At 40.6% G+C, this 22,801-nt stretch carries 16 protein-coding genes; 5 read left to right on the forward strand and 11 right to left on the reverse strand.

Annotation, left to right across the window (positions count from 1 at the left end; all coding sequences use genetic code 11):
* The 4 genes from FTT85_RS01320 to FTT85_RS01335 form a co-directional block, all read right to left on the reverse strand.
* Positions 1-4,794: an RHS repeat-associated core domain-containing protein gene (locus FTT85_RS01320; protein ID WP_180182653.1), complete on the reverse strand. Its 4,794-nt coding sequence runs from the start codon at positions 4,792-4,794 to the stop codon at positions 1-3.
* 66 nt (positions 4,795-4,860) lie between these two features.
* Positions 4,861-8,277: a type VI secretion system Vgr family protein gene (locus tag FTT85_RS01325; protein WP_180182654.1), complete on the reverse strand. Its 3,417-nt coding sequence runs from the start codon at positions 8,275-8,277 to the stop codon at positions 4,861-4,863.
* A 236-nt stretch (positions 8,278-8,513) separates the two neighbouring features.
* A complete protein-coding gene (locus tag FTT85_RS01330; protein WP_180182655.1) occupies positions 8,514-10,328 on the reverse strand; it encodes a tetratricopeptide repeat protein in 1,815 nt (604 codons plus the stop codon).
* 116 nt (positions 10,329-10,444) lie between these two features.
* Positions 10,445-11,215 (reverse strand): ThiF family adenylyltransferase, encoded by a 771-nt coding sequence (locus FTT85_RS01335; RefSeq protein ID WP_180004537.1) that lies wholly within the window; start codon positions 11,213-11,215, stop codon positions 10,445-10,447.
* 199 nt (positions 11,216-11,414) lie between these two features.
* Here FTT85_RS01335 and FTT85_RS01340 point away from each other — a divergent pair, with 199 nt between their 5' ends.
* Complete coding sequence (locus FTT85_RS01340) at positions 11,415-11,855, forward strand: GNAT family N-acetyltransferase (protein WP_180182656.1); 441 nt, start codon at positions 11,415-11,417, stop codon at positions 11,853-11,855.
* A gap of 56 nt (positions 11,856-11,911) precedes the next feature.
* Here the strand turns inward: FTT85_RS01340 and orn are convergent, their stop codons facing one another.
* Positions 11,912-12,469 (reverse strand): oligoribonuclease, encoded by a 558-nt coding sequence (orn, locus tag FTT85_RS01345; RefSeq protein WP_067763591.1) that lies wholly within the window; start codon positions 12,467-12,469, stop codon positions 11,912-11,914.
* Between the two features lie 125 nt (positions 12,470-12,594).
* On the opposite strand from orn, the gene rsgA reads away from it, so the two are divergent.
* The 4 genes from rsgA to secB all read left to right on the forward strand — a co-directional run bounded on the left by rsgA (position 12,595) and on the right by secB (position 14,925).
* Positions 12,595-13,653: a ribosome small subunit-dependent GTPase A gene (gene rsgA, locus FTT85_RS01350; protein WP_180182657.1), complete on the forward strand. Its 1,059-nt coding sequence runs from the start codon at positions 12,595-12,597 to the stop codon at positions 13,651-13,653.
* Between the two features lie 93 nt (positions 13,654-13,746).
* Positions 13,747-14,154, forward strand: a complete 408-nt coding sequence (locus FTT85_RS01355; RefSeq protein WP_078189639.1) for a rhodanese-like domain-containing protein — start codon at positions 13,747-13,749, stop codon at positions 14,152-14,154.
* A gap of 20 nt (positions 14,155-14,174) precedes the next feature.
* The gene (gene grxC, locus FTT85_RS01360; RefSeq protein WP_078189640.1) at positions 14,175-14,429 is read left to right on the forward strand and encodes a glutaredoxin 3; all 255 of its coding nucleotides are present in this window, start codon (positions 14,175-14,177) and stop codon (positions 14,427-14,429) included.
* Between the two features lie 40 nt (positions 14,430-14,469).
* Positions 14,470-14,925, forward strand: a complete 456-nt coding sequence (gene secB, locus FTT85_RS01365; RefSeq protein WP_078189641.1) for a protein-export chaperone SecB — start codon at positions 14,470-14,472, stop codon at positions 14,923-14,925.
* 160 nt (positions 14,926-15,085) lie between these two features.
* On the opposite strand, the gene FTT85_RS01370 is transcribed toward secB, so the two are convergent.
* The 6 genes from FTT85_RS01370 to FTT85_RS01395 all read right to left on the reverse strand — a co-directional run bounded on the left by FTT85_RS01370 (position 15,086) and on the right by FTT85_RS01395 (position 22,740).
* Positions 15,086-15,892 (reverse strand): enoyl-ACP reductase, encoded by an 807-nt coding sequence (locus FTT85_RS01370; RefSeq protein WP_078189642.1) that lies wholly within the window; start codon positions 15,890-15,892, stop codon positions 15,086-15,088.
* Between the two features lie 151 nt (positions 15,893-16,043).
* On the reverse strand, positions 16,044-16,865 hold the full coding sequence (locus FTT85_RS01375) for a TatD family hydrolase (protein WP_180115862.1): 822 nt from the start codon (positions 16,863-16,865) through the stop codon (positions 16,044-16,046).
* A gap of 8 nt (positions 16,866-16,873) precedes the next feature.
* A complete protein-coding gene (locus FTT85_RS01380; RefSeq protein WP_180084685.1) occupies positions 16,874-17,830 on the reverse strand; it encodes an RsiV family protein in 957 nt (318 codons plus the stop codon).
* 74 nt (positions 17,831-17,904) lie between these two features.
* The gene (locus FTT85_RS01385) at positions 17,905-18,732 is read right to left on the reverse strand and encodes a hypothetical protein (protein ID WP_180115863.1); all 828 of its coding nucleotides are present in this window, start codon (positions 18,730-18,732) and stop codon (positions 17,905-17,907) included.
* Between the two features lie 106 nt (positions 18,733-18,838).
* Positions 18,839-20,431: a peptide chain release factor 3 gene (locus FTT85_RS01390; protein WP_078192693.1), complete on the reverse strand. Its 1,593-nt coding sequence runs from the start codon at positions 20,429-20,431 to the stop codon at positions 18,839-18,841.
* 242 nt (positions 20,432-20,673) lie between these two features.
* Positions 20,674-22,740, reverse strand: coding sequence for an EAL domain-containing protein (locus tag FTT85_RS01395; protein ID WP_180182658.1), 2,067 nt, complete (start codon positions 22,738-22,740; stop codon positions 20,674-20,676).
* Positions 22,741-22,801: the final 61 nt, after the last annotated feature.

Raw genomic sequence — 22,801 nt, forward strand, 5'->3', positions numbered from 1 at the left:
CTACAACCCCCCAAAAGAGCGCATTAATCCAATTGCATACGGTTCAGTATCTTTAGTATTGCCTATTAATTTACTGTGTGAAAAATCAAAGTAAGTTACTCCAGGAGTTGAAAGTCCAGCACCAGGATTGAATTGAATATTTTTCCCTTTTGAAACAGGCATATCTGCACCAACTGCTATTCCATAGGGACCTCCATATGCTACCCCAAAAGAATTACCATTTAAGGCAGAATCCGTTAAAACACTTCTATCAATTTGTGAATCAACCTCACCTAAAGTGAAGCCCATACAACTAGCTCCAACTGTTAATTTTCCTTTAAACTGATCATAACCAGCTTTAGTTAATCCAACACCTCCATATATGTTTCCATTATGCTTATTCAAACCTATATTTCCACTACCAACAAAATAACTTCCCGCACAAACATAATAATCTATTTCGATCTTGCACTTTCCACTAGGACATTTTTTATTATTTACAAGACTAGGATCATTCTTTAATCTGTTATTCCAATCTTGTATAGCACTTCGTGCCCCCATCATTCCCGAATATGATTCTTTCTCTTTCTTTTGCAACCCCATCGGATCAACCCAATGATTCGGATCGCTTACATAAGAACTGTTATTCAATCCCCCAAATAATCCAATCGGATCTTTACCAATATATCGTGCGCTAAACGGCTCATAGTAACGATAACGATTATAATGTAAGCCTGTTTCATGGTCGTAATATTGACCTAGGAAACGGATATTGGTTTGCTCTAACAGATTATTACTGATCTTAATGTCTAATACTGTACCCCAAGTATCCTGCTTGATTTCCCAAATACATTCACCTAGCTCGTTACTCAAGGTTTGTGGCGTCCCCACTTGGTCGCAGTGATAAAACGCAACGCGTTCTAATTCAGCTTTGTTTTTTCTCGTTTCAGTTTTCCATACTGGGTCTTTATAAATTGAATAAGGTTCTGTTTGGAACTTTGAGTAGTCTGGTGTTTCTATTAATTTAATAAATCCGACATAGCCTGTTTGTAATAATGGTACAAAGCTATTCGGTTCATAAACATAATGCTTGGTATATTGCACTTGTTCATTACTGGATTGCTGTGACTCCCAAATCATCAGATCACCGTCCCAACCAAATATAGTCAGACTGTGCTCAGTTTGATTATTCTTAAATAAACGTCGTCCAAACACATCATAGCCATACGTCGTGACTTGCCCATTGTTGTCACTTTGAATCAGTCTGCTTAAGTTGTCCCACGTTAGTTTTAGTGCTTTTCCTGCTTGGGTCGTTTCAATCACATTACCTTGTGCGTCATATTTATAGTGTTTGCCTTGATATTGTGTGATTAAGTTATTTTTCACTTGGCTTGTTTGTGTCTCAATCAGGTCGATCAAATTGCCTGCTGGGTCAAAGGCAAAGTTCTCGGTTTTTTGTGGGCTTTGACTTTTAATTAAGCGTCCAATCGGATCATATTGGTAATTTAACTTTCCTAAACGACTATCATTCACTTGAGTCAGCAAGTAGTTATTGTCATATTGGTAATGGCGTTCGGCTTGATGTTTTACTTGTTGTAATTGGGATTGTTGTAGCTGATTAGGCGATTCTTGTTCTGAGCGGATGATTTGTGAACTCAGCAATCCAACCTCATTGTAGTTCTTAGTTTGAATCAGACCATTTGCCAACATACGTGCCGTTTCACGATGTAAGTCATCGCGCTGGAATGCCACCATGTCTTGTTGGTTAAAGGCGATGCCATAGATATGCCCGGAACCATAATTCAAATTAGTTTGCACTTGTCCATCGGGGCGGATGGTTTTTGTTAAATTACCTAACTCATCATACTCATAACGCAGTACTGCAGTCAGCGGCTTTAAATTTGGCACCTTGTAGTGCTGATGTTCACGTACCAATTGACCGAGTGAATTCCGATAGAAATCGATCTGACTGACTGCATTTTTTGCTAGGCTCAGTTGATTATTTAAATTGTATTCAAATTCCTCAGTTTGGATCTGTCGTGTTTCTAGATGAGTATAGGTTTTTGACGCAATAGAGCCATCTTGGTGATATTCGAATTGAGTAAGGATATTCGGTTGGCGGATTTGCAATAATTGCCCATTTTCGCTATAGCTATAATGCTTTTCTTCACCATCAAAAGCTTGCTCATGCACCAATTGCCCAAAACGGTTATAAGCAAATAAATATTCAGCATGGTTTTGATTGATCAGTTTTTGAAGCCGACCTTGCTTGTCCCACTGATAGCCAATTTGATGCCGATTGGCGTCAATCCGTTGTTCTAATAGACCGACTTGATTGTAACGATACTGTGTGATTAAGCCTTTGCTATCGGTATGCTTCAGTAAACGCCCTTCTTCATCATGTTCAAACTGCTCTTTTAACCCATCAGGGTAAATGATCACTTGCAGTTGTCCTTTGTCTTTACCTTCTGAGCTGTAGATATATTTGACTTTCTTTGCATCAGCAGACTGCTGGGCCGTCAGTGCGCCTTCTTCATCGTATCCCCATGCGCTTTCTTTACCTGAACAATCGCTATATGCGGTCATTTGCCCCAAATCATTGTATTGAATTTTTTTAGCGCCGCCTTTGGCATCAATGATTTCGACAACTTGATTATCATTGTTGTATTTATATTGCGTGATATGACCTAAAGGATTAATTTCCTTCGTTACATTACCGTCTGCATCGTATTCTTTTTTCCAAATATGACCTTCTGGATCTTTAGTTTCCGTCAAATTTCCTGCTTCATCATAGGCAAAACGGATGATGCCTCCATTCGGCTGTACAATTTTAATCAGCTGATCTTGCTCGTTATAAACTTGTTCGGTTTCTAGGCCTGCAAAATCAATTTGACGGGTAATGCGTTTTTGACTGTCACGCGATAGCCATTTTTCACGGCCATCGGCTAAGCGTGTGCGATAGGTAAAACCATCTAGGTCAAAATAGTAATAGGTCGGCACATCATAAGCATCATATACAGCAACTTGGCGCAGTCGTGGATGCCACTCCAAACGGGTCTTAAAGCTGCCGTCATCAGCCCATTCTGCGATGGCTTTGGCATTCGCTTCTTTTGATTCATATCGAATATTATGCCCACGCCCTGTACGGTCGGTATAACGGGTCAGCTGATGCGCATCATTATATTCATAGCTGCGCACGTGACCATTTTGATCCACTGCCTGAATTAAATTACCTTGCGTATCATATTCATAGCGTGAAACTGGCTCTGCTTGCTCATCCACAAAGGCAGCAATGATTTTCACTTGTTCATTAAAGGCAAACTTGAGCTGGTGTTTGCCTCGCTTCAGTTGAAAATCAATACTTTGCAGATAAGCCTGCTGTTCAAATAGTAAATAACTTAAAGCAACTTTTTCATCTGTTTCTTCATTGAATTGCTGAATCAACTGATAGTGTTTTCCGCCATTAAAGCTGTGAAAATGGAAACTCCACGCTGAACCAAAGTTTAGTAGCAAATCTTCATTTTCTAAAGGTTCTACCGTAAAGCCTTCATAAGGCACCGTGTATGCTTCATAGGTAATTGAATCTGGTAGCTGATGCTTGCGCCCATTACTATCAATAAACAAATAGCCGTTTTTATTTTGGATGATGACATTCGAAAAAGGCATCATCCAACGAGCGCCTATCATGCTGACATCAAACTCATCCATCTGTGAGTTATATTGACGACTAAAGCTGAAGCCTACTTTAGGCAAAAAGAAATCTGAATGATTGACACGTTCAGCACCAATAGAATAACTAATACTTTTTCTTGATTGATAGTCTGTACCTGTACATGGTGGATTATTTAAAGCATCTGCTTGTAAAGTTAAAAACTCTAAAGTATCGCCAGTCGTATGTTGCTCGTGTTCTCCAGTTTGGTTTAAAGGCACACTCGCACTGGATTTATTGCCTTGTTTTTTGATGGCTTTTAAGGTTTCTTGTATCAACCAAGCAATACTATATTTTGTACCTGTATTTGCTTGTTGCTGAATTAGATTCGGTAAAAGCGATTGTGCTTGTTGTGCTTCCAACTGTAAAGATGTGACCCCTGTTGGCTTTTTAAGTTTCGGTATCAAATTAGCAAGCGCACTGGTTTGTGTCAGATCAATCAGCGGTTTCGTCCAGTTACTAAATTGTTCCGTTGGATCTCGTTTTTCGGCAGTTGCGCCAAAATTAATGGTTGGTGATACCAGTCCTGATTTCGTTTCAGTTGCAAAGGCTGAGAGTATGGATATACCCAATGTGCTTGCACCTGAAAGCAAGGTAGGTAGTTTAGTTTGAGTTTCTGTGAGAAATTTTTCTAAATTTCCTGCCATTTGCGCATTTAAATGCAAAGACATGCGTCGGATATCGGCTTCTTGGATTTTGCCATTTTCCGAATATAACCTTTCTGCCATAAGGCCTAGTAGTGGACGTAAAGCCATCCTTACATGTGCTTCTGCTTTAGGCTCCAAGTATAAACCAATCAAGTTCATACAAAGTAAAGCACCTTGCTGTACTCCTGCTTGACCTTGCTTAGGCTCTGTACAAAATAATAGTAAGTCTAAAATTGAACCTGAAAGTGCAAAAATATTGGCAACCGTTGGCACATTAGCAAGACTTTTCAGCTGTCCTAGGTTGGTATTCCCACATTGCTTTAAATAGTTTTCAATTTGATGTGCAATAAATTTATGATCTTCGGTATGCGTCACACTCTCTAAATTGAAAATTGCCAGTTCTACCGCTGGCTTATTTGTCGGTTGTTGTTCTTGTTGAACATTTTGTTCAGTCGTCATGTAAAAACCTATTACTCAAATTCTAAATTATTTAAAACTGTCTTTCGCTTAATCTTTTAGCAAACACTAACCGTTGTTCTTTTTCGGTCGTGTGGTTTCACTATAAGAAAGGTAAGGACTTGAATATTGTTTCCTATCCACCCAATCATCATCACTAGCAAGGACTGGTATCGCTTGTGCTGGTGCCGCTTCTGCTACTTTTATTTCAGGCACTTTAGGCACCGCGACTGGTGCAGCTGTCACATTCGCGGGCGTTGCAGAGCCTTCTCGAATGGTTTCTGTATAGGTCAACGCGCGTGTGGAATAAGAAATTTTACGGCCCACAATGTCCTTATCAATGGTTGCTTGTGAGTTCTGAACTGCGGCAGCCGTTGACTCAGAAACAATGCCATTACTCACCCCAAACCCACCTAATGTGCTTGATAATCCTTGTGCACCCTGACCCAAACTTGCCATTTGTGAAGAAGAAAGTCCCAAGTTGAGTTTCGATGAAATTGCAGATAGTGCAGAGTTGGTGACTTGGTCTTTAAATTGATTTAATGCCTGTCCACCTAGATCTTTTAATGCATTTTTTCCGATATTTTTTAAAGAATCGGCATTTAAATTAAAGAGATTATCTTTTAACTGTGATGTTAAATTTTGCCCCAACGAACCCAATGTATTTTGTAAAAAGTCTGAAGCACCTGGTACCACTTTTTCCGCCCAATCATAGTTGCGATTAAAGTGACTAGACTGATCCCACGCACTGCGTGGATCTTTATCAAACTCCACTTTCGCAGGTCCCGGTGCAATTCCTGTGACTTGTGCAAAGCCATTGCCGTCTAATTTTCCTGTAACTTGCTTGCCCAAAGCATCAATCACTTTAAATCCAGTTCCGCTAAAGAAATCTTGACCACCATAGCTCTTAAGCAGTTCTAAGGCCCCTTTCATCGGATTAGAAGTAGGAAGTTGTGCAGACTTGCTAGCACTCGATGCTGGTTTAAATAGATGCTGCCCTGCATTTACTTCAAATTTACCGCCTGTCTTAGCAAAAATTCCCGAGCCATTTAAAGTAATTTGGGAAGAAGCTCCTGTGATCACAATCTCTTTCGGACTGCTAATCTCTATTTTGTCCTCAGTAGAAGAAATCGTAATTCCTTTTTTTGCCAAAATATCCAAAGCATCAGACTGCGCCTGAATTTCGACTTTACTTTGCGCTGCTATTGCTTTAATACCACCTTGAGCTGCAAATAAGCTAACCTTACCTAAAGCTTGTCCCACAATATTTTTTTGCGTACTCAGGTTAATGCTATCACCGGCAATTTGGTTGATCATGCCTGTTGCAGATAAATGAATATCCTCTGGTGTACTCAGTGCCATACCATCCACTGAGTTAAGTAAAAGAATGGCTTTTTTAAATTTAGCGATATCTTTTTCTATTTCACTGGCAAAAGCTTTGAGCTGTTCAACAGATTCAATTTCATCTGTTTTTTGTTGTTTTGCAATATCACTTAAAGACTTACTATTACTATGACTCGTCTCCAGCTGTGTTCTTGCAATCTCTGCATCTAAATGTTCACCATTGGCCTTTTCCTGTTTATAAGTCGACACCAATAAACCTTGTCCAGCTCGTAGCGCCCCCCATTGATCGGTCCGCAGCTCAAAACCTTCACCCCGATCTTCACTTTCTGCTTTATCTTTTGGATGACTGAGCTTACCGAGGTTCAGTTGGCTCGCACCATGACTACTTTGCAGCTGGGTACTAATTTGCCCCGTGGTGTCATCAAAGCGTAATTGACCAAAACCCTCTCCCGCCACTTCTTTGGAACGAATTCCCGCAAGTTTTTTGGTATCTGGTAATTGTCCTTTATTGTCAAATTTAGTGGGACTACGCTGCGCTTCATGAATACGACCCACGACAAAAGGTCGGTCAATGTTGCCATCAAAGAAATCAACGACAACTATTTCACCAACTCGAGGTAAGAAGCGCGCACCATAGCCTTCGCCGGCCCAAGGGGTCAGTACATCGACCCAAGCCGAGTCTGTGTCATTATTGTTCGCACCTGCACCGCCATCATGAACATGATCATCTGAACGGGTAAACAGAAAACGGACTTTTATCCGCCCCCATTCATCAACATGGATTTCTTCACCGGCAGGACCCACAACTTTAGCACGCTGCGGATGTGTTACTGGTCGATGTGTAAGCGGATTAAATTCAGGGACGGTCGTAATATTTCGACGTTGCAAAGCCAAGGTATTGGCTTGGCGTTCATCAGCATCGCTTTGTTTGACTTGCCACTGACTTTGATGGATCAGTTGTGTAACTTGATCGGTTAAGTCTTTGGGTAAATTATTTTGGTTATAAAAAGACTTGGATAAAATCAAAAACTCTTGATCGGCACCTCGATGCTGGTCAATCTCTGGATGCTCATCCAATTTGAACCAATAACCAACTTGTGTATCACGCACGGTACTTTTAGCAATAAATTGTTTGGCTTGAGCTGCATAATAATCACTAAAATTTTGATTGAGACGTTCAACTTGAGCACTATTAGAAGCTGTTGCAGCATCTTCACCATTCAGATCTTGCATCCATGCAGGGCTCACATGCCATGCTTGCTCTAAGCTTAAGCTCGCATTATCTTGATTTTGACTATGTAGGTGCTTGCTTTGTACTGCACCACCACCCTCGTCCTGTTCAAGCACATCCGCCTGCCACCGCTGCACATGCACCGACGTCGGTTGCAGACTGCGCTGACCGATAAAACTGGTCATACTGTCATTTTTTTCAGTCGCACTACTGCGATGAAAACGGATATTACGTCGCTCCAAAGCTTGATATTGACTATTATCATCAATCAAACGTAGCTTTTGGGCTGCGATGGGTGCCGCAGACGATGTTACAAAAGATTGAGCTTCATCAACCAACCAATGAATGCCTTCACTGCGTAATAAGCGGGTAATAAAATCATAGTCGGTTTCATTACTTTGCATCATGAATGGTCGAACGTCATACTCTTTTTTTAAGCCACTTAAGTCCAAACTTAAGCTCGCTGCAAAAAGTGGGCTCTTTTTTTGCCATTCCTTAAAAATAATCTCGACCACATCTTTGACCGATTTATTCATAAACACACGGCTATTACGACGCTTATGCCACAATGCCGTTGCATCTTCTAAGGTCAACTTATATAGCGTTAATGCACCATCACTTTGGCCTTGAAATGCTTCAGTAATGATCCCGGTAATACGGAAAAGTTGCCCAGCATCGGTCACCTGATCGATTGCGACTTGTGTACCAATAAATTGTTTGAGTTCTAAGGTGGCAGAAGTTGAGAGACAGATGAGCTGAACATTCAAACCTTCACTTAAGGCATGTTCCCCATCAATACGTTGCAAGAATACTTGTTCATTCAGCGTGGTATTGGAAAATTGAATATGCAAGGCACGTTTTTGTGGACTAATGCCCAATTTCTCAAGTGCAGAATAAATATTGTTCAGCATCGTTATTATCTAAAATCAGATTTTTATAAAATATGCGGGGTATTTAATCAAAAAAACTCATATTTTTCTAGGCATAATCTGCCTGCTTTTTTGGGTTTTATGTAAGTAAAAATTCAAATTTCTACATCAATTCTTTATGTTATTTTTACTCTATTTATTTCTGCATTAAAAAAATGTAGAGACCATAAAACTAAACTTCAGGTCTCTTCATACCACCTTACTGCCTTGCATCACGATTAATTAGTATTTAAAAATGCGTGAATATTCTCCAATTGTTCTTGTGCTTCGACATAGCCTTGCAAGGCCGCTTTTTCCAAATATTGCTGTGCAATTTTAAGATCACGCTCTACGCCCATGCCATGAATATATAAATAGCCCAATCGCGTTAACGCCGCAGCATTCATCCCCTGAGCCGCTTGTGCATAATAACTATGTGCCTGAGTTAAATCTTGCTGCACACCCAAACCATGTTCTGACATTTCACCAAGCTGGTACAAGGCAGTCACATTTCCTAATCCCGCCGCTTGCGAGAAATACTGCAACGCTTGTTGGAAATCTTGTGTTCCCCATTGTCCTTTTAAATTAACTAGACCTAGTTGCGTGAGTGCATCAGGATGGCCTAATTTCGCCGCCTTCAACAATGCTCGCTGGGTTTGAGCTTCATCAAACTGTAGATCAGGCAAGATATTGTCCACGGCTAAACGGTAGAGATACCAAGCAGCATCCTGCGAACCTTGTTCTGCGGCTTTTTCCAGATAACTCAAACAGTGATCACGATGTGCTAATGGATACTCTGGCAATGCATAAAAACGTCCAATCACATAGTTTTGATCAGCGACACACGTAATGGACATATCATTTAAGTGTCTTGCCGCTTCAACTAAAAGTTGCTGCGCTTGCTTGATATTTCGCTCAACACCGACGCCGTGTAGATAGCATAGGGCCAAACCGACTTGGTTAATGAATAATGGTTTGAATTGATACGCTGTTTGATATAACTCAAATGCTTTTTGCGGATCATCACGAACCAAATACTTTTCAAAATACAGCGCTGCAATAAGACTAATTGCATCAGCATCTTTAAGTTGAGCAGCTTCGGTCAGAAAGCGAAAACCTAAAGTTTCCTGCTTCTCCAAATACCAACCATGAAAATGTGCAATACCTAATAATCGGCTGGCTGCAGCAACTTTGTGCTCTTTGGCCTGCTGCAAAAGATCATGATAAACCCGCTGACGCTGATCGACATCGATCTTACCCATCAATACTGCTTGATAATACTCATACAACTGCTGCTGGTGCCCGAGTAGCAATCCTCGCTTTAAATATTGCAATGACTTTTCATCATTTTGTGCAAGATACTTTCCTTGAGCATAGAACTGCTGCAATTGCTGAATAGCCGCCATATGGTCTTGTTGAGCAGCTTTCAGTAAATATTCCACTCCCAAAGTAATATTTGGCGTGGCTTGGTTTAAATAGAACTGTGCAAATTGATACTGTGAATTGGCATGTCCATTGTCCGCATTTTTTTGCAACAAATCTAAATGTTGTTGCTCGGCATGTGTCTGATCTTCTGGGTTTAATTCGGCGAGTCGATATTGTGCATCCAAATGACCGCGTGAAATCGCATGTCGATACCAGTATTGCGCTTTTTCAATATTGGGCACACCGCCATAGATACCTTCTTCAACTTGCCCCAACACATATGCAGCATCATCACTACCTAAACTATTGGCTTTTTCCAATAAAGCCAGCGCATTTTCCACACTGACTTCTCTGCCTAAGCCTTGTAAATGCATCTGCCCCATAGCGACATAGGCCTGCGGAATTTCATGCTGTTTGGCCAAATTTTGATACAACTCATAGGCACGCGCATAGTCGGTTGGTGCATCAAGCATTAAGCGTTCTGCAAATTTCAGCTGTGCATCTAATTGGTCTATCCACAAGTCATGTCCAACCGCTTTAGCCTGATCGCGTTTAACTGGATCGGGTCTTTTCCACATCCAAAACGCAAGTGCTCCCATCCCCAAAATTAGTATCAGTAAAAACCACATACTCGCCCCAAAAAAAATCAATATTTTAATTATTCCAACATTGTGTCTGATTTTAATTCTATATACAAAAAAAGCACCGAATTCGGTGCTTTATTTTTTTCAAAATGAGATAGCTGTCATGCTTTTGCTCGTTTTGCATCAAGTTTTTTGAGCACCTCTGACACAGCCACCATCGCAAAGCTGGACGTCACCACTACTGCTGAACCATATCCACCACAACGTAAGCCCGCACTTGGACAAACATCAGCACTGGAAAATGGATTATCAATCGAATAAACACAGGTAATCCCAAACTTTTCTTTCGGCTTTTTACAAATGCCTTTGCCGCGTAATTGTGTGCGCAATTTGGCTAACATCGGGTCTTGCTCTGTTCTTGATAAATCTGCGACTCGGATTTTCAGCGGATCAAGTTTACCCCCTGCTCCACCGGAAACGATCAACGGAATTTTATTAAAACGGCAATGTAGCATTAAGGCAAATTTGGCCTTCACATCATCAATACAATCTAAAATTAGGTCAGGAGCACCTGCCAAAATTTCTTTGACATTTTCGGGTGTGAGATAATCATCAATCAAATTTATTTTGATTCGGGGATTGATCGCACGGCATCGCTCTGCCATCACTTCAATTTTTTCATGTCCCAATGTCGTGCTCATGGCAGGCAATTGTCGATTAATATTCGATGCAGCAACCACATCCATATCGACCAAGGTCAGCTCACCAATACCAGTACGCGCTAAAGCTTCGACCGCCCATGAGCCTACACCACCAATCCCAATCACCATGACATGACTTTTTTCATAATGATGAAAACTTTCATCACTATATATTTTGGCTACGCCAGCAAAACGGCGGTCATATTCATCATCTTGGAGCAGTTCAGTCATAGGTTTGGAGGCAGAGTTAAATCAGCCGCCATTTTAGCAAACTCACTGCTTTTTTTCTTTGATAAAACGCAATTCAGCAGACAGCGTAATAGAGCTGAATCTGCATCAGGTCTAAATCCATCAAAATAAACATTTACAGCAAACGGAGGTCTGCTTTAAAAAGTATAACCATAGATCAAAAACTCAAGTGTGTATTGCCATGGACATCCATCCTCTGCCAAATAATTTAAAAATTACCGATGACAAAAATAAAATGGATTTAGACACCGTGCATCGCTTTTTAAGCCATACCTATTGGTCAAAAGATATTCCAAAACATGTGGTGAAAAAAGCGATTGAAAACTCTTTGGCCGTGGCCTTACTTCTCGATGATGAACTCATCGGTTTTGGTCGTGCTATTACGGATTATGCAACTTTTGCTTATTTAGCCGATATTTATGTCGCCGATGAACATCGAGGCAAAGGCTATTCAAAATTAATTGTGAGTACTTTATTTGAAAAATGTGGCGCCGCAGATCTAAGACGCATGTTACTTGCAACGGCGGATGCACATGGTTTATATCGTCAATTTGGCTTCACTGATTTGGCTCAGCCTGCAAGTTTTCTCGAGATTCATCAAGCCAACATCTATCAACGATAGAGAAAATATCTTGGATAAAAAAAAGAGGCTTTCGCCTCTTTTTCGATCTTACAACCTTAGTCTTTATTCATAATAAAGAAATATTCACGGTAGTATTTGAGCTCTGCAATCGAGTCACGGATATCATCCATTGCTAAATGCGAGGCATTTTTCTTCAAGCCCCCCATGATCTCTGGGCGCCAGCGTTTCGCCAATTCTTTCACTGATGATACATCGAGATTACGGTAGTGGAAGTATTGTTCCATTTCAGGCATTAAACGATGCAAGAAACGACGATCTTGGCAAATTGAGTTACCACACATTGGTGATGATTTTGGATTCACCCATTTTTTCAAAAATTCTAAAGTTTGCTGTTCAGCATCTTGTGCTGTCAATTTACTACGACGTACACGTTCGATCAGACCCGATTGACCATGTTGGCGAGTATTCCATTCATCCATTGCATTGAGCACACGGTCAGACTGATGTACCGCAAGCACAGGCCCTTCCGCCAGAATATTTAAATTATCATCCGTCACAATTGTTGCAACTTCAATAATCTGGTCGTTATCTGTATCTAGACCTGTCATTTCAAGGTCAATCCAAATCAGGCGTGTATCAGGTGTGCTGCTCATAAATGTGCAATCTTATTAGGCTGTAAAAATGAACATAGTAGCAAATTTATTGGGCTTGCGCTGTAAATAGACCCTGCTTTCATGCTATTTTTGCCATCTAGTTTTCACGGTTTTTTAGGATATGAATGGCTTTAATTCGTAAGCGCCGACTGACTGAACAGCAGCAACGTCGCATTCAGAAGCAACATAAATCTCGTCAGGAAGAAATCGATACTTCTGCAGATTTGGAAGGCTTGGTCGTCCAACATTATGGTCGTCAACTTGAAGTTCAAGCGCTGTCTACACCCGACCAACATCCTGAAAAACCCATTGTGCAAGCAGGTGAACCTGAACCCCATTGGAAACCCATCGAATTAGGCAGTGTTTGGCGCTGCCATACCCGTACCAATCTCGAATTATTGGTGACGGGTGACCGTGTCAAATGGCAAGCTGACCCGATCACAGGTTTAGGGATTATTACCGCGATTCATCCACGCCAATCTTTACTGACACGCCCTGACCGTTATCACAAAGTGAAACCTGTCGCAGCCAATGTCAGCCTGATTGTGATTGTATTTGCACCGCTTCCTGAGCCAGCACCTGGCCTGATTGACCGCTATTTGGTGGCCTGTGCAGATGCCGATATTCCAGCATTATTAGTCTTAAATAAATCCGACTTGCTTAAAGACAACGATCCGATCTTAACGCTATTACAAGAATATCGTGACTTGGGCTATGAGGTCATGCAAACCCAATGCGATGGTGACTTAAGCACACTTTCTGCTCGACTTTCTGGTGAAACTGTCGCATTTGTAGGTCAGTCTGGGGTTGGTAAGAGCACTTTAATTAATGCCATTGTTCCGGATGCTGCGCAAAAAACCAATATTATTTCGGAAAACTCCGCGCTCGGTCAGCACACCACCACGTCTACGCGCTTAATTGCGTTTGGTGAAGGTTCTGCATTGATTGATTCACCAGGAATCCGTGAATTTGGTTTATGGCACCTAGAATTGGAAAAAGTTCAGCAAGGTTTCCCTGAGATCGAATCACATTTGGGTTATTGTCAGTTCCGTAACTGTACGCATAAACATGAAAAGCAATGTGCGCTTAGAATGGCGGCTCAAAATGGCGAAATTTTGCCGCGCCGATTAGACAGTTATTTACGTCTGATCGACGAAATCACGGAAGCGCAGCAAAAAAATTAATTTTTATTCTGTTCATACCCTTGAAGGGGTGATTTTGATCACCATATTTATGGGCTATACTCTTGGCAATTTAAAATTGTAGTTAGGTGAATTGTGGAACGTTGGTTCGAATTTATGGGGAATCACCCCTTCTTATTTGGAACGCTGGCTGTATTAGTCGTGCTGTTCTTTATTCTTGAAGGCCAGCGTAATGGTCGCAAAATTTCACCTCAATCTTTAGGGATTTTAGTTAAAGCTAAAAATGCTCAATTGATTGATTTACGTGATGCGAAAGACTTCCGCGAAGGTCATATTAGCGGTAGCCGTAATATTCCATATAGCCAAATTACAAAACACATTGAAGAGTTAAAAACTTCTGATCGCCCGTTGGTTTTTGTATGTAACCTTGGTCAAGTGGCAGGTTCTGCATTGCAACAAGTCGGTCATGCAGATGCATACCGTTTAGACGGCGGCATTAGCAACTGGAAAGCTCAAGGCTTACCTCTAGTTAAAAGCAAATAAGCGCTTCTTAGGAGATTAACATGGCTGAAGTTACGATTTATTCAACAACTGTATGTCCTTACTGCATTCGTGCAAAACAGCTCCTAGAGCGTAAAGGCGTGGCTTATAAAGAAATTAATTTATCAAATGAAGCGCCTGAAGTACGTGTTGAATTGATGCAACGCACCAACCACCGTACCGTTCCTCAAATTTTTATTAATGATCAGTTTATTGGCGGTTTTGACCAACTTTATGCTTTAGAGCGTGAAGGCAAACTCGACGGCATGCTATCTTAATTTTAAACATAAATCGTCACCTCATATTAAGGAATAAACAATGAGTGAAGAACAACAAGCTCAACCACAATTGGCATTAGAGCGTATTTATACTAAAGATATTTCTTTCGAAGTACCTGGGGCTCAAGTATTTACTAAAGAATGGCAGCCTGAACTAAATATCAACCTTTCTTCTTCTGCAGAAAAAGTTGATCCAACACACTTCGAAGTTTCACTGAAAGTTGTCGTTCAAGCGAACAATGCGGGTGACACTGCATTTATCGTTGACGTTACTCAAGCAGGTATCTTCCTAATCGATAGCGTTGAAGAAGAACGTCTTCCTTACATTCTTGGTGCTTACTGCCCAAATATCTTGTTCCCATTCCTACGTGAAGCTGTGAACGATATGGTTACTAAAGGCAGCTTCCCACAATTATTGCTTACACCAATTAACTTCGATGCTGAATTCGAAGCGAATTTGCAACGTGCGCAAACTGCTGCTGAAGGCCAAGCTTAATCGCTTATCTTCAAATCTAAAAAAGACCGCTTTTGCGGTCTTTTTTATGCTTTATTTATTCCCTCTCCTTCCAGGAGATGAGAAACACTGTTTCCAAGGGGAGAGGTTTTTATTCCCTCACCCTAGCCCTCTCCCAAAGGGAGAGGGAACTTAAAGAGAATTACTCAGCATCTGCCATTAGATCAGCGCTCATACCTACAGTATTAAAGCCAGCATCAACATACAAAATTTCACCTGTAATACCATTTGCCCAAGGCGAGCAAAGGAACAATGCTGCATTACCGACATCTTCAATAGTTACATTGCGTTTAAGCGGTGCAACTTTTTCATTTAGATCTAACATTTTACGGAAAGATTTAATCCCTGAAGCCGCTAAGGTACGAATCGGACCTGCTGAAATCGCATTTACACGAATACCTTCAGCGCCAAGACTTGTTGCCAAATAACGTACGCCTGCTTCTAGTGACGCTTTTGCCATACCCATAACGTTATAGTTTGGCATTACGCGTTCAGAACCTTGGTAAGTCAGCGTCAATAAGCAACCTTGACGTGCAGCCAATAAAGGTTTTGCCGCACGAGCCATCGCAATAAAGCTATATGCGCTGATGTCGTGAGCAATTTTAAAACCTTCACGGTCGGTAATATCAGTGAAATCGCCATCTAAAGTATGTGCCGGTGCAAAACCAATTGAATGCACAACACCATCTAGACCATCCCAATGTTTAGCAAGTTCAGCAAAAGCGGTATCAATTTCAGCGTCCACTGCTACATCACATGGGAAAACTAAAGTTGAACCAAATTGTTCAGCAAAATCATCTACACGTTTTTTTAATTTTTCGTTTGGATAAGTAAAAGCCAGTTCTGCACCTTCGCGATGTAAAGCTTGCGCAATACCAAATGCGATTGATAACTTACTTGCAATACCCGCGATTAAAAAGCGTTTGCCAGCCAATAGTCCTTGTGCCATGTGAAACTCACTCAAAATAATTTAACAGCATAATGCCAAGTCTAAAGCATTTTAGAAATTGCATAATGCGCCTTTTTTTAGAAAACCATCATTGCATGCACGATGCGAATAAAAGCCAGATTCAATCAAGCGGCGTCATATTTGTTGCCGCTTAAGCGTCCAGATGCAATGCCTGTAATGAATTTTTCCATAAGATCTGTGCAATCTCAGACTCAGTACGGTTTAAGCTCTGAGCTAGCCCCTGCAATACATAGGGTAAATTAACAGGCGTATTACGGGTACGCCCTTCCGTCGAATGCTGACAACATAAGGGTGTCATATCGGGACAGTCAGTTTCTAAGACCAAATGATCTACACCCAAAGTCTGAACCACTTGATGTAATTTTTTTGCATTGGGATTGGTGATTTGCCCTGTTATACCAATTTTAAAACCTAGCTTGGTAAATGCCTTCGCTTCTTCAACACCACCACTAAATGCATGTGCAATACCACCGAGCTTAAATTGATGCTTTTTCAACATCGAAAGCACCTCCGCATGGGATTTACGAATATGCAGCAAAATAGGTTTATCAAACTGCTGTGCTAACTCAAGTTGTGCGGAAAAATACTGCTGCTGCTTTTGAAAAAGTTCAGGCTGTTTATGCTGTTTCAAAAAGGTATCTAAACCTATTTCACCGACAGCAACACAATCATGCTGCTTTAGCATCTGCTCCACATCCAACAAATGTTCTGTACGATGTTGCTCAATATAAAACGGATGTAAGCCGGGAGCTAAATAGCTTGTTGGAACATTGGATAAACGATCTAAAAACTCTTGGGTATGCAGCAAATCTTGAAAACGTGACTGTACAAAACCAATCAATACCAACGCATCGACACCCGCCTGTTTGGCAGCATACGCCAACTGTTCCCGATCAGCGTCAAAATCGGGAACATCAAAATGCGTATGCGTATCAAACAGTGAGTAAGTCATTGAACTAATTAATTTGCTTTTGCGGCTGAGGCTTCAACAGCTTCAACTGGAGGTAGATATTGCTTTTTCAATACACTTTGCAATTGATCATACGGAATGGTCAAACGTGGTAAACCCACCACATACGGCCCAATTTCATATTCGGCATATTGCAAAATTAAACCTTGCTGACTCAGATAAAAATTATCAGACAGTTTAAATTTCCAAATCTGTTCGTATTCTTGAATATTGTCTGCCAACTTGGCATCTTTCACCCAAGTTTTAAAGACTTCATAGCCCCGCTTTTCAAGCTCAGCACGTTGATTTGGCAATAATATGTCGTTGAGCTGCACCAATTTTTGAGTGCTTAAATCGAAGTTATAATATTGCTGTGCAGAAGAACCATGCGCTCCACCTAAATATGAACTGGTATTTAAAACCACTGTTGCCAAGGGTTTTTCAGCATTTAATATTTTAGGTTTAATCATCAAACTGATTTGCTGATTGGCACTTAAAGATTTCAATTCTTTATCTAAATTTAAGAACGCTTGCATGTAAGGCTGCGTGGCTTTTTCCAATTTTAATTTGGGCGTTTCAACCTTTGCCAAAGCAGATTTTGCTTCAGACGCTGCAGGAACTTCACTTGCAGCGGGAGCATCAGTACTCAGCGTTTTATCTTCTAAAGGCGATACAGATAGAATTTCACCTAACTGTTTTAGAATTTCCGCATCAATAAAGTCATCAATAAAGGCTTGATTACTGTTTAAGCGTTCAACTGAAATTTCAGGACAGACCCCGCCATCACATTCAGGTAAATTCAGTTGTAATTTTTCCGCATCACCAATCAGTTTTGCACTCAAATCTGGCTGTTCAGTTTTTGCTTGATCTGGCTTTTTTTCAGGTTCAGCTTGTTGTGGCTGACACGCCGTGAATGCAACAGAAACTGCCAATATTGAGCTTGCCCAAATTTTATTTTTTTGCACCATTGCTTCAACCTTTCATTTTGAATAATTGATATTTATTTTGGTAAATATCTTATCAAATTAAATACTTTCGTTGATTAGAACATATGCTGATAAACGTCAGCTTTCAATACTTGTTGTGTTTGCGCTTTGCTGAGATAAATATCCAGTTGTTTACTATCTTTGACAATTTCATCTGTACGATAATGCAAACCGATACCTTCTTGATCAAAGAACCAATCTGCTTGGCCCCAATAGAGTTTTTTCGGTGCCGATTTTTTGACATCTACCTCTTGTTCATCTAACCATTTGCTATAGGCTTGCTGCACAATAGCATCCATATTTTGCTGTTGCTTTGCATCAATAATATCTAAAGGTTTAAGATTCTTTTTCGCACGGCGGTCTGCCACAAAAAAATAATACCGCTCTTTGACCGTGATATTTTCCTGTTTGGTATCAACACCGATTTGCAGCAACACATATTGATTACGTTGATAAGGAACTCGTGTGTACATGGCCAATTCATAGGCTTTATTGGTTTTAAACTCTGCCTGCCAAGCATCTGATTTTTTCACATACGCATCGACGGCTTGTTGGAGATTCATATTTTGCTTTAATGCAATCTGATCTTGTACGACGCTGGCCTGATTTTTTTCAATCCAACCATTCAACCACGTATCTACGGTCTGAATGGTTTGTATCTCTAAATCAATACAACTTTTATTTTCACAAAACGGTTTGGCAATTTTTGCGGCTTGCTCTCGAATATTTAAATAGGGCAAAACATCTGGATTGATCACGACCGCTTCAGAAGCGCCATCATCGGCCGGCTTTGTCGCTTTGTTTTCTTTTCCTGAATCACATGCACTGAGCAGCAAAACACTCCCCAAAAGTGCAAAAACTGTAGCATCCTTGAATATTTTCATGATGTCCTAAACGACCAAATGATTGCGTAATGTATGGATTTAAAAACTCTACCACAAAATAAAACAGCTTCACGAAGAAGCTGTTTTATTTCTGTAAAAGAACAACTTAGTGTTCACGTGTATTGCTGAACACGATATCCGGATAACGTTCTTGCATTAACTGTAAATTCACACGACTTGGTGCAAGATAAGTTAAATGACCACCGCCATCGACAGACAATTGGTCGTGTGCTTTTTTCTTAAATTCGTTGAATTTTTTCTCGTCATCACACGATACCCAACGTACGGTATTGATACTTACAGGCTCATAAATACAATCAACTTTGTATTCTTCTTTCAGACGATAAGCCACAACTTCAAACTGAAGTACACCCACAGCACCCACGATTAAATCGTTACTGTTTTGCGGCATAAAGACCTGAGTTGCACCTTCTTCTGAAAGTTCTTTTAAGCCTTTTTGCAGCTGTTTTGACTTCAACGGATCTTTTAAACGCACGCGACGGAACATTTCAGGGGCGAAGTGAGGAATACCGGTAAAGTGTAAATCTTCACCCGAAGTGAAGGTATCGCCGATCTGAATCGTACCATGGTTATGCAAACCGATAATGTCGCCCGGCCATGCTTCTTCAAGGTGCTGACGGTCACCAGCAAGGAACGTTAAAGCATCACTAATACGCACATCTTTACCTAGACGCACATGTTTCATTTTTAAGCCTTTTTCATACTTACCTGAACAGATACGCATGAATGCAATACGGTCACGGTGTTTTGGATCCATATTGGCTTGAATTTTAAAGACGAAACCAGTGAAGCCTTCTTCAGTCGCTTCAACTTTACGGTCTTGAGTTGGATGTGCTTTAGGTTCAGGCGCATATTGACTAAATGCATCCAAAACATGGTCCACACCAAAGTTACCGAGTGCCGTACCAAACAAGACTGGCGTTTGACGGCCTGCCAAAAATTCATCACGGTCTAAAGGTTCATTGGCCATTTGAACCAATTCCAATGATTCTTCAAATGCAGCCCAAGCGAGATCACCGACTTTTTCACGCAAATCTGCATAGTCATAGCCATCACGGACTTCAATATCCGTAATTGTTGAACCGAAACCTGCCTTATAAACGTAGAATTTTTCTTCGAGTAGGTTAAATACACCGGCAAAGTCACGACCTGTGCCCAGTGGCCAAGTAATCGGAACACATTTAATTTTTAAAACGTTTTCGATTTCATCAAGCAGTTCTAATGGCTCACGAATTTCACGGTCCATTTTGTTGACGAATGAAATAATCGGCGTGTCGCGCATACGACACACTTCCATCAATTTGATCGTACGATCTTCGACACCTTTTGCACCATCAATCACCATGAGCGCAGAGTCAACAGCGGTTAATGTACGGTAGGTATCTTCAGAAAAGTCTTCATGCCCTGGGGTGTCGAGCAAGTTAATCATCTTGTCTTTAAACGGGAACTGCATAACAGAAGTGGTGATCGAAATACCACGTTCTTTTTCCATTTCCATCCAGTCAGACGTTGCCGCACGATCAGATTTACGGCTTTTTACCATACCTGCAACCTGAATCGCCTGTCCCCATAACAACAGTTTTTCTGTCATTGTGGTTTTACCGGCATCGGGGTGGGAAATAATAGCGAAAGTACGTCGCTGAGCGACCTGTGTCGCTAATTCTTCTTTAAAACTCATGAAAGACACCTACTGCAAAACTCGCAGTGCAAAAGATCAGATCTGATCAATATGGAAAATTGGCGATATTGTATCAGATTGACCATTAAAAATAATCAACCACATCGGGTTGAGTCAAAATCTTAGCGTGGTGTGTCTTGATGTTTTACATTGGATGACGACCTGTTTTTATCGACGATATAGCACATTTCATTTTCTTTTTTTCTGTACACATTGGCAATGCGATCAGACTACAAATGACTTTATTCAACTTTCATTTTCATGCTTTCTTCAAGCTGTGCCACTGGCATCGGCATTCCTAACAAATATCCCTGCAACTGTTGGCAACCTAAACGTTTTAAAATTTCTGCTTGTTGTTCTGTCTCTACACCTTCTGCAGTGACCGTTAAACCCAGTCGAATTGCCAAGTGAATAATACTTTCTAAAATAATTTCTTCTTTAGAACCGACGCTCAAATTGCGGATAAACTCACGGTCAATTTTCAGCTCATCTACAGGCAGTTCTTTTAAATACAAGAAACTTGAATGTCCCGTACCAAAGTCATCAATCGCAACTTTAATTCCCATCTTTCTCAAATGTTCAAAAGTTACAATACTGGCATCGATATGATGCATCGCAGTTGACTCGGTAATTTCAATAATTAAATGTGACGGGTTAATTTCATACCGTGCAAAAAGTGACTCTAAAGTACTAAATAAGTGTTTATGTTCAAACTGAATCGCTGATAAATTGACCGCAATAGGATACAACGGCATATTCAGCTTTTCCCAGTGCTGAATTTGCTTACAGGCTTCTTCAAGCGCCCAATAGCCCATGGCAATAATCAGTCCAGTTTTTTCTGCACCATTGATAAACTTATTTGGCGTCAACATACCTAGAGTTGGATGATTCCAACGAATTAAGGCCTCAACCCCACAAATTTCACGATCAACGGCATTAAATTTTGGCTGATAAAATAAAATAAATTGCTGTTCTTCTACCGCTTTATATAAATCATTGATCAGTTTCGTCTGACTTTTTTCTTCAAATTGGTCGGCAGTATAATTAAAAAATGAATAGGTATTACGCCCCTGATACTTCGAACTCAGCATTGCAGTGTCTGCATTGATCAGCAGATCTTGTAAGTTCGCACCATGTTCTGGGTACATCGCAATACCAATACTACCTGAAATATTGATTTCCTTACCTGCAATCAAAAAGCTTTCTTGCATCAATTCCAATATTTTTTCAGACATTGCTGTGGCAGAGTCATTGCTTGCCGACTCAAGTACAATCAGAAATTCATCGCCACCGATTCGTAGCAATTTGGCTTTATCATTAATTAAACGGTGAATACGCGTAGCAATTTGAATCAGTAGTTGATCACCCACATGGTGTCCAAACACATCATTGACCGCTTTAAAACGGTCGATATCAATATAAATAAAAGCAATTTTATCTTGTCTTAAGCGATGCTCTGTAAATAGAAAATGTGCATATTCAGCCAAAAATAGTCGATTAGGTAAACGGGTCAAATTGTCCTGTACAGCTTGATTGGCTAGTTCTCGATTTGCGCGCATCAACTGCAAACTGCGATGTTCTAAACGTTGCTCAAGTACTGCAACGCTAAAGGCCGCCATCAACAATAAACTGGTGACAAATAAGACAATAAATAGCAATAAATTATGGTTAATTTGAGCTGCAACCAATACATCCATCGAGTTTAGCGGTACAAAATCAACAGCTGCCATACCAATATAATGCATAGCGACAATGCTAAAAGTCAGCATGACCGCAACAAAGGCATTCATGATGTTACGTTTTGGCGAGTATTTATTTTTAAACGTTAGCCAAAATGCCAAACACGAGCCACAGATCGCAACTAAAATTGAACAGATAACAATGAAAGGTTCGTATCGTTGCTCATAACCCTGAACGTCTAAACTCAGCATCCCCGTGTAATGCATTCCGGAAATGCCTAGCCCCATTAAAACTGAGCCTAAAATTAAACGAGGAAATGGTAGCGTCAGTCGTGTGGTTAACCACACGGCAAAAGTGGACGCGACAAAGGCAATAAAATAGGATGTCAGAGTAAGACTGGTATCAAAACTATGATTTGAAGGTAAATGGCTGGCCATCATGCCTACAAAATGCATGCACCAAATCGCAGCACCTAAAATTGCACCGCTGAATAATAAAATGACATTTTCATATCTTGGTCGTGTTCCACGGAACAACATTTGTTCGAGTGAAACAGCTAAGTAACAACTTAATAATGCAACTACGATTGAACCAACGACCAGATTGTAATCATAATGAATATGGGTCATATCAAGCGTTCCGCTTAGGTTATCGTGGCACTTTCTTTAACCGAATTACCCAATCTATCTC

Source organism: Acinetobacter sp. YH01020 (assembly GCF_013420275.1).
Classification (GTDB): Bacteria; Pseudomonadota; Gammaproteobacteria; order Pseudomonadales; family Moraxellaceae; genus Acinetobacter; species Acinetobacter amyesii.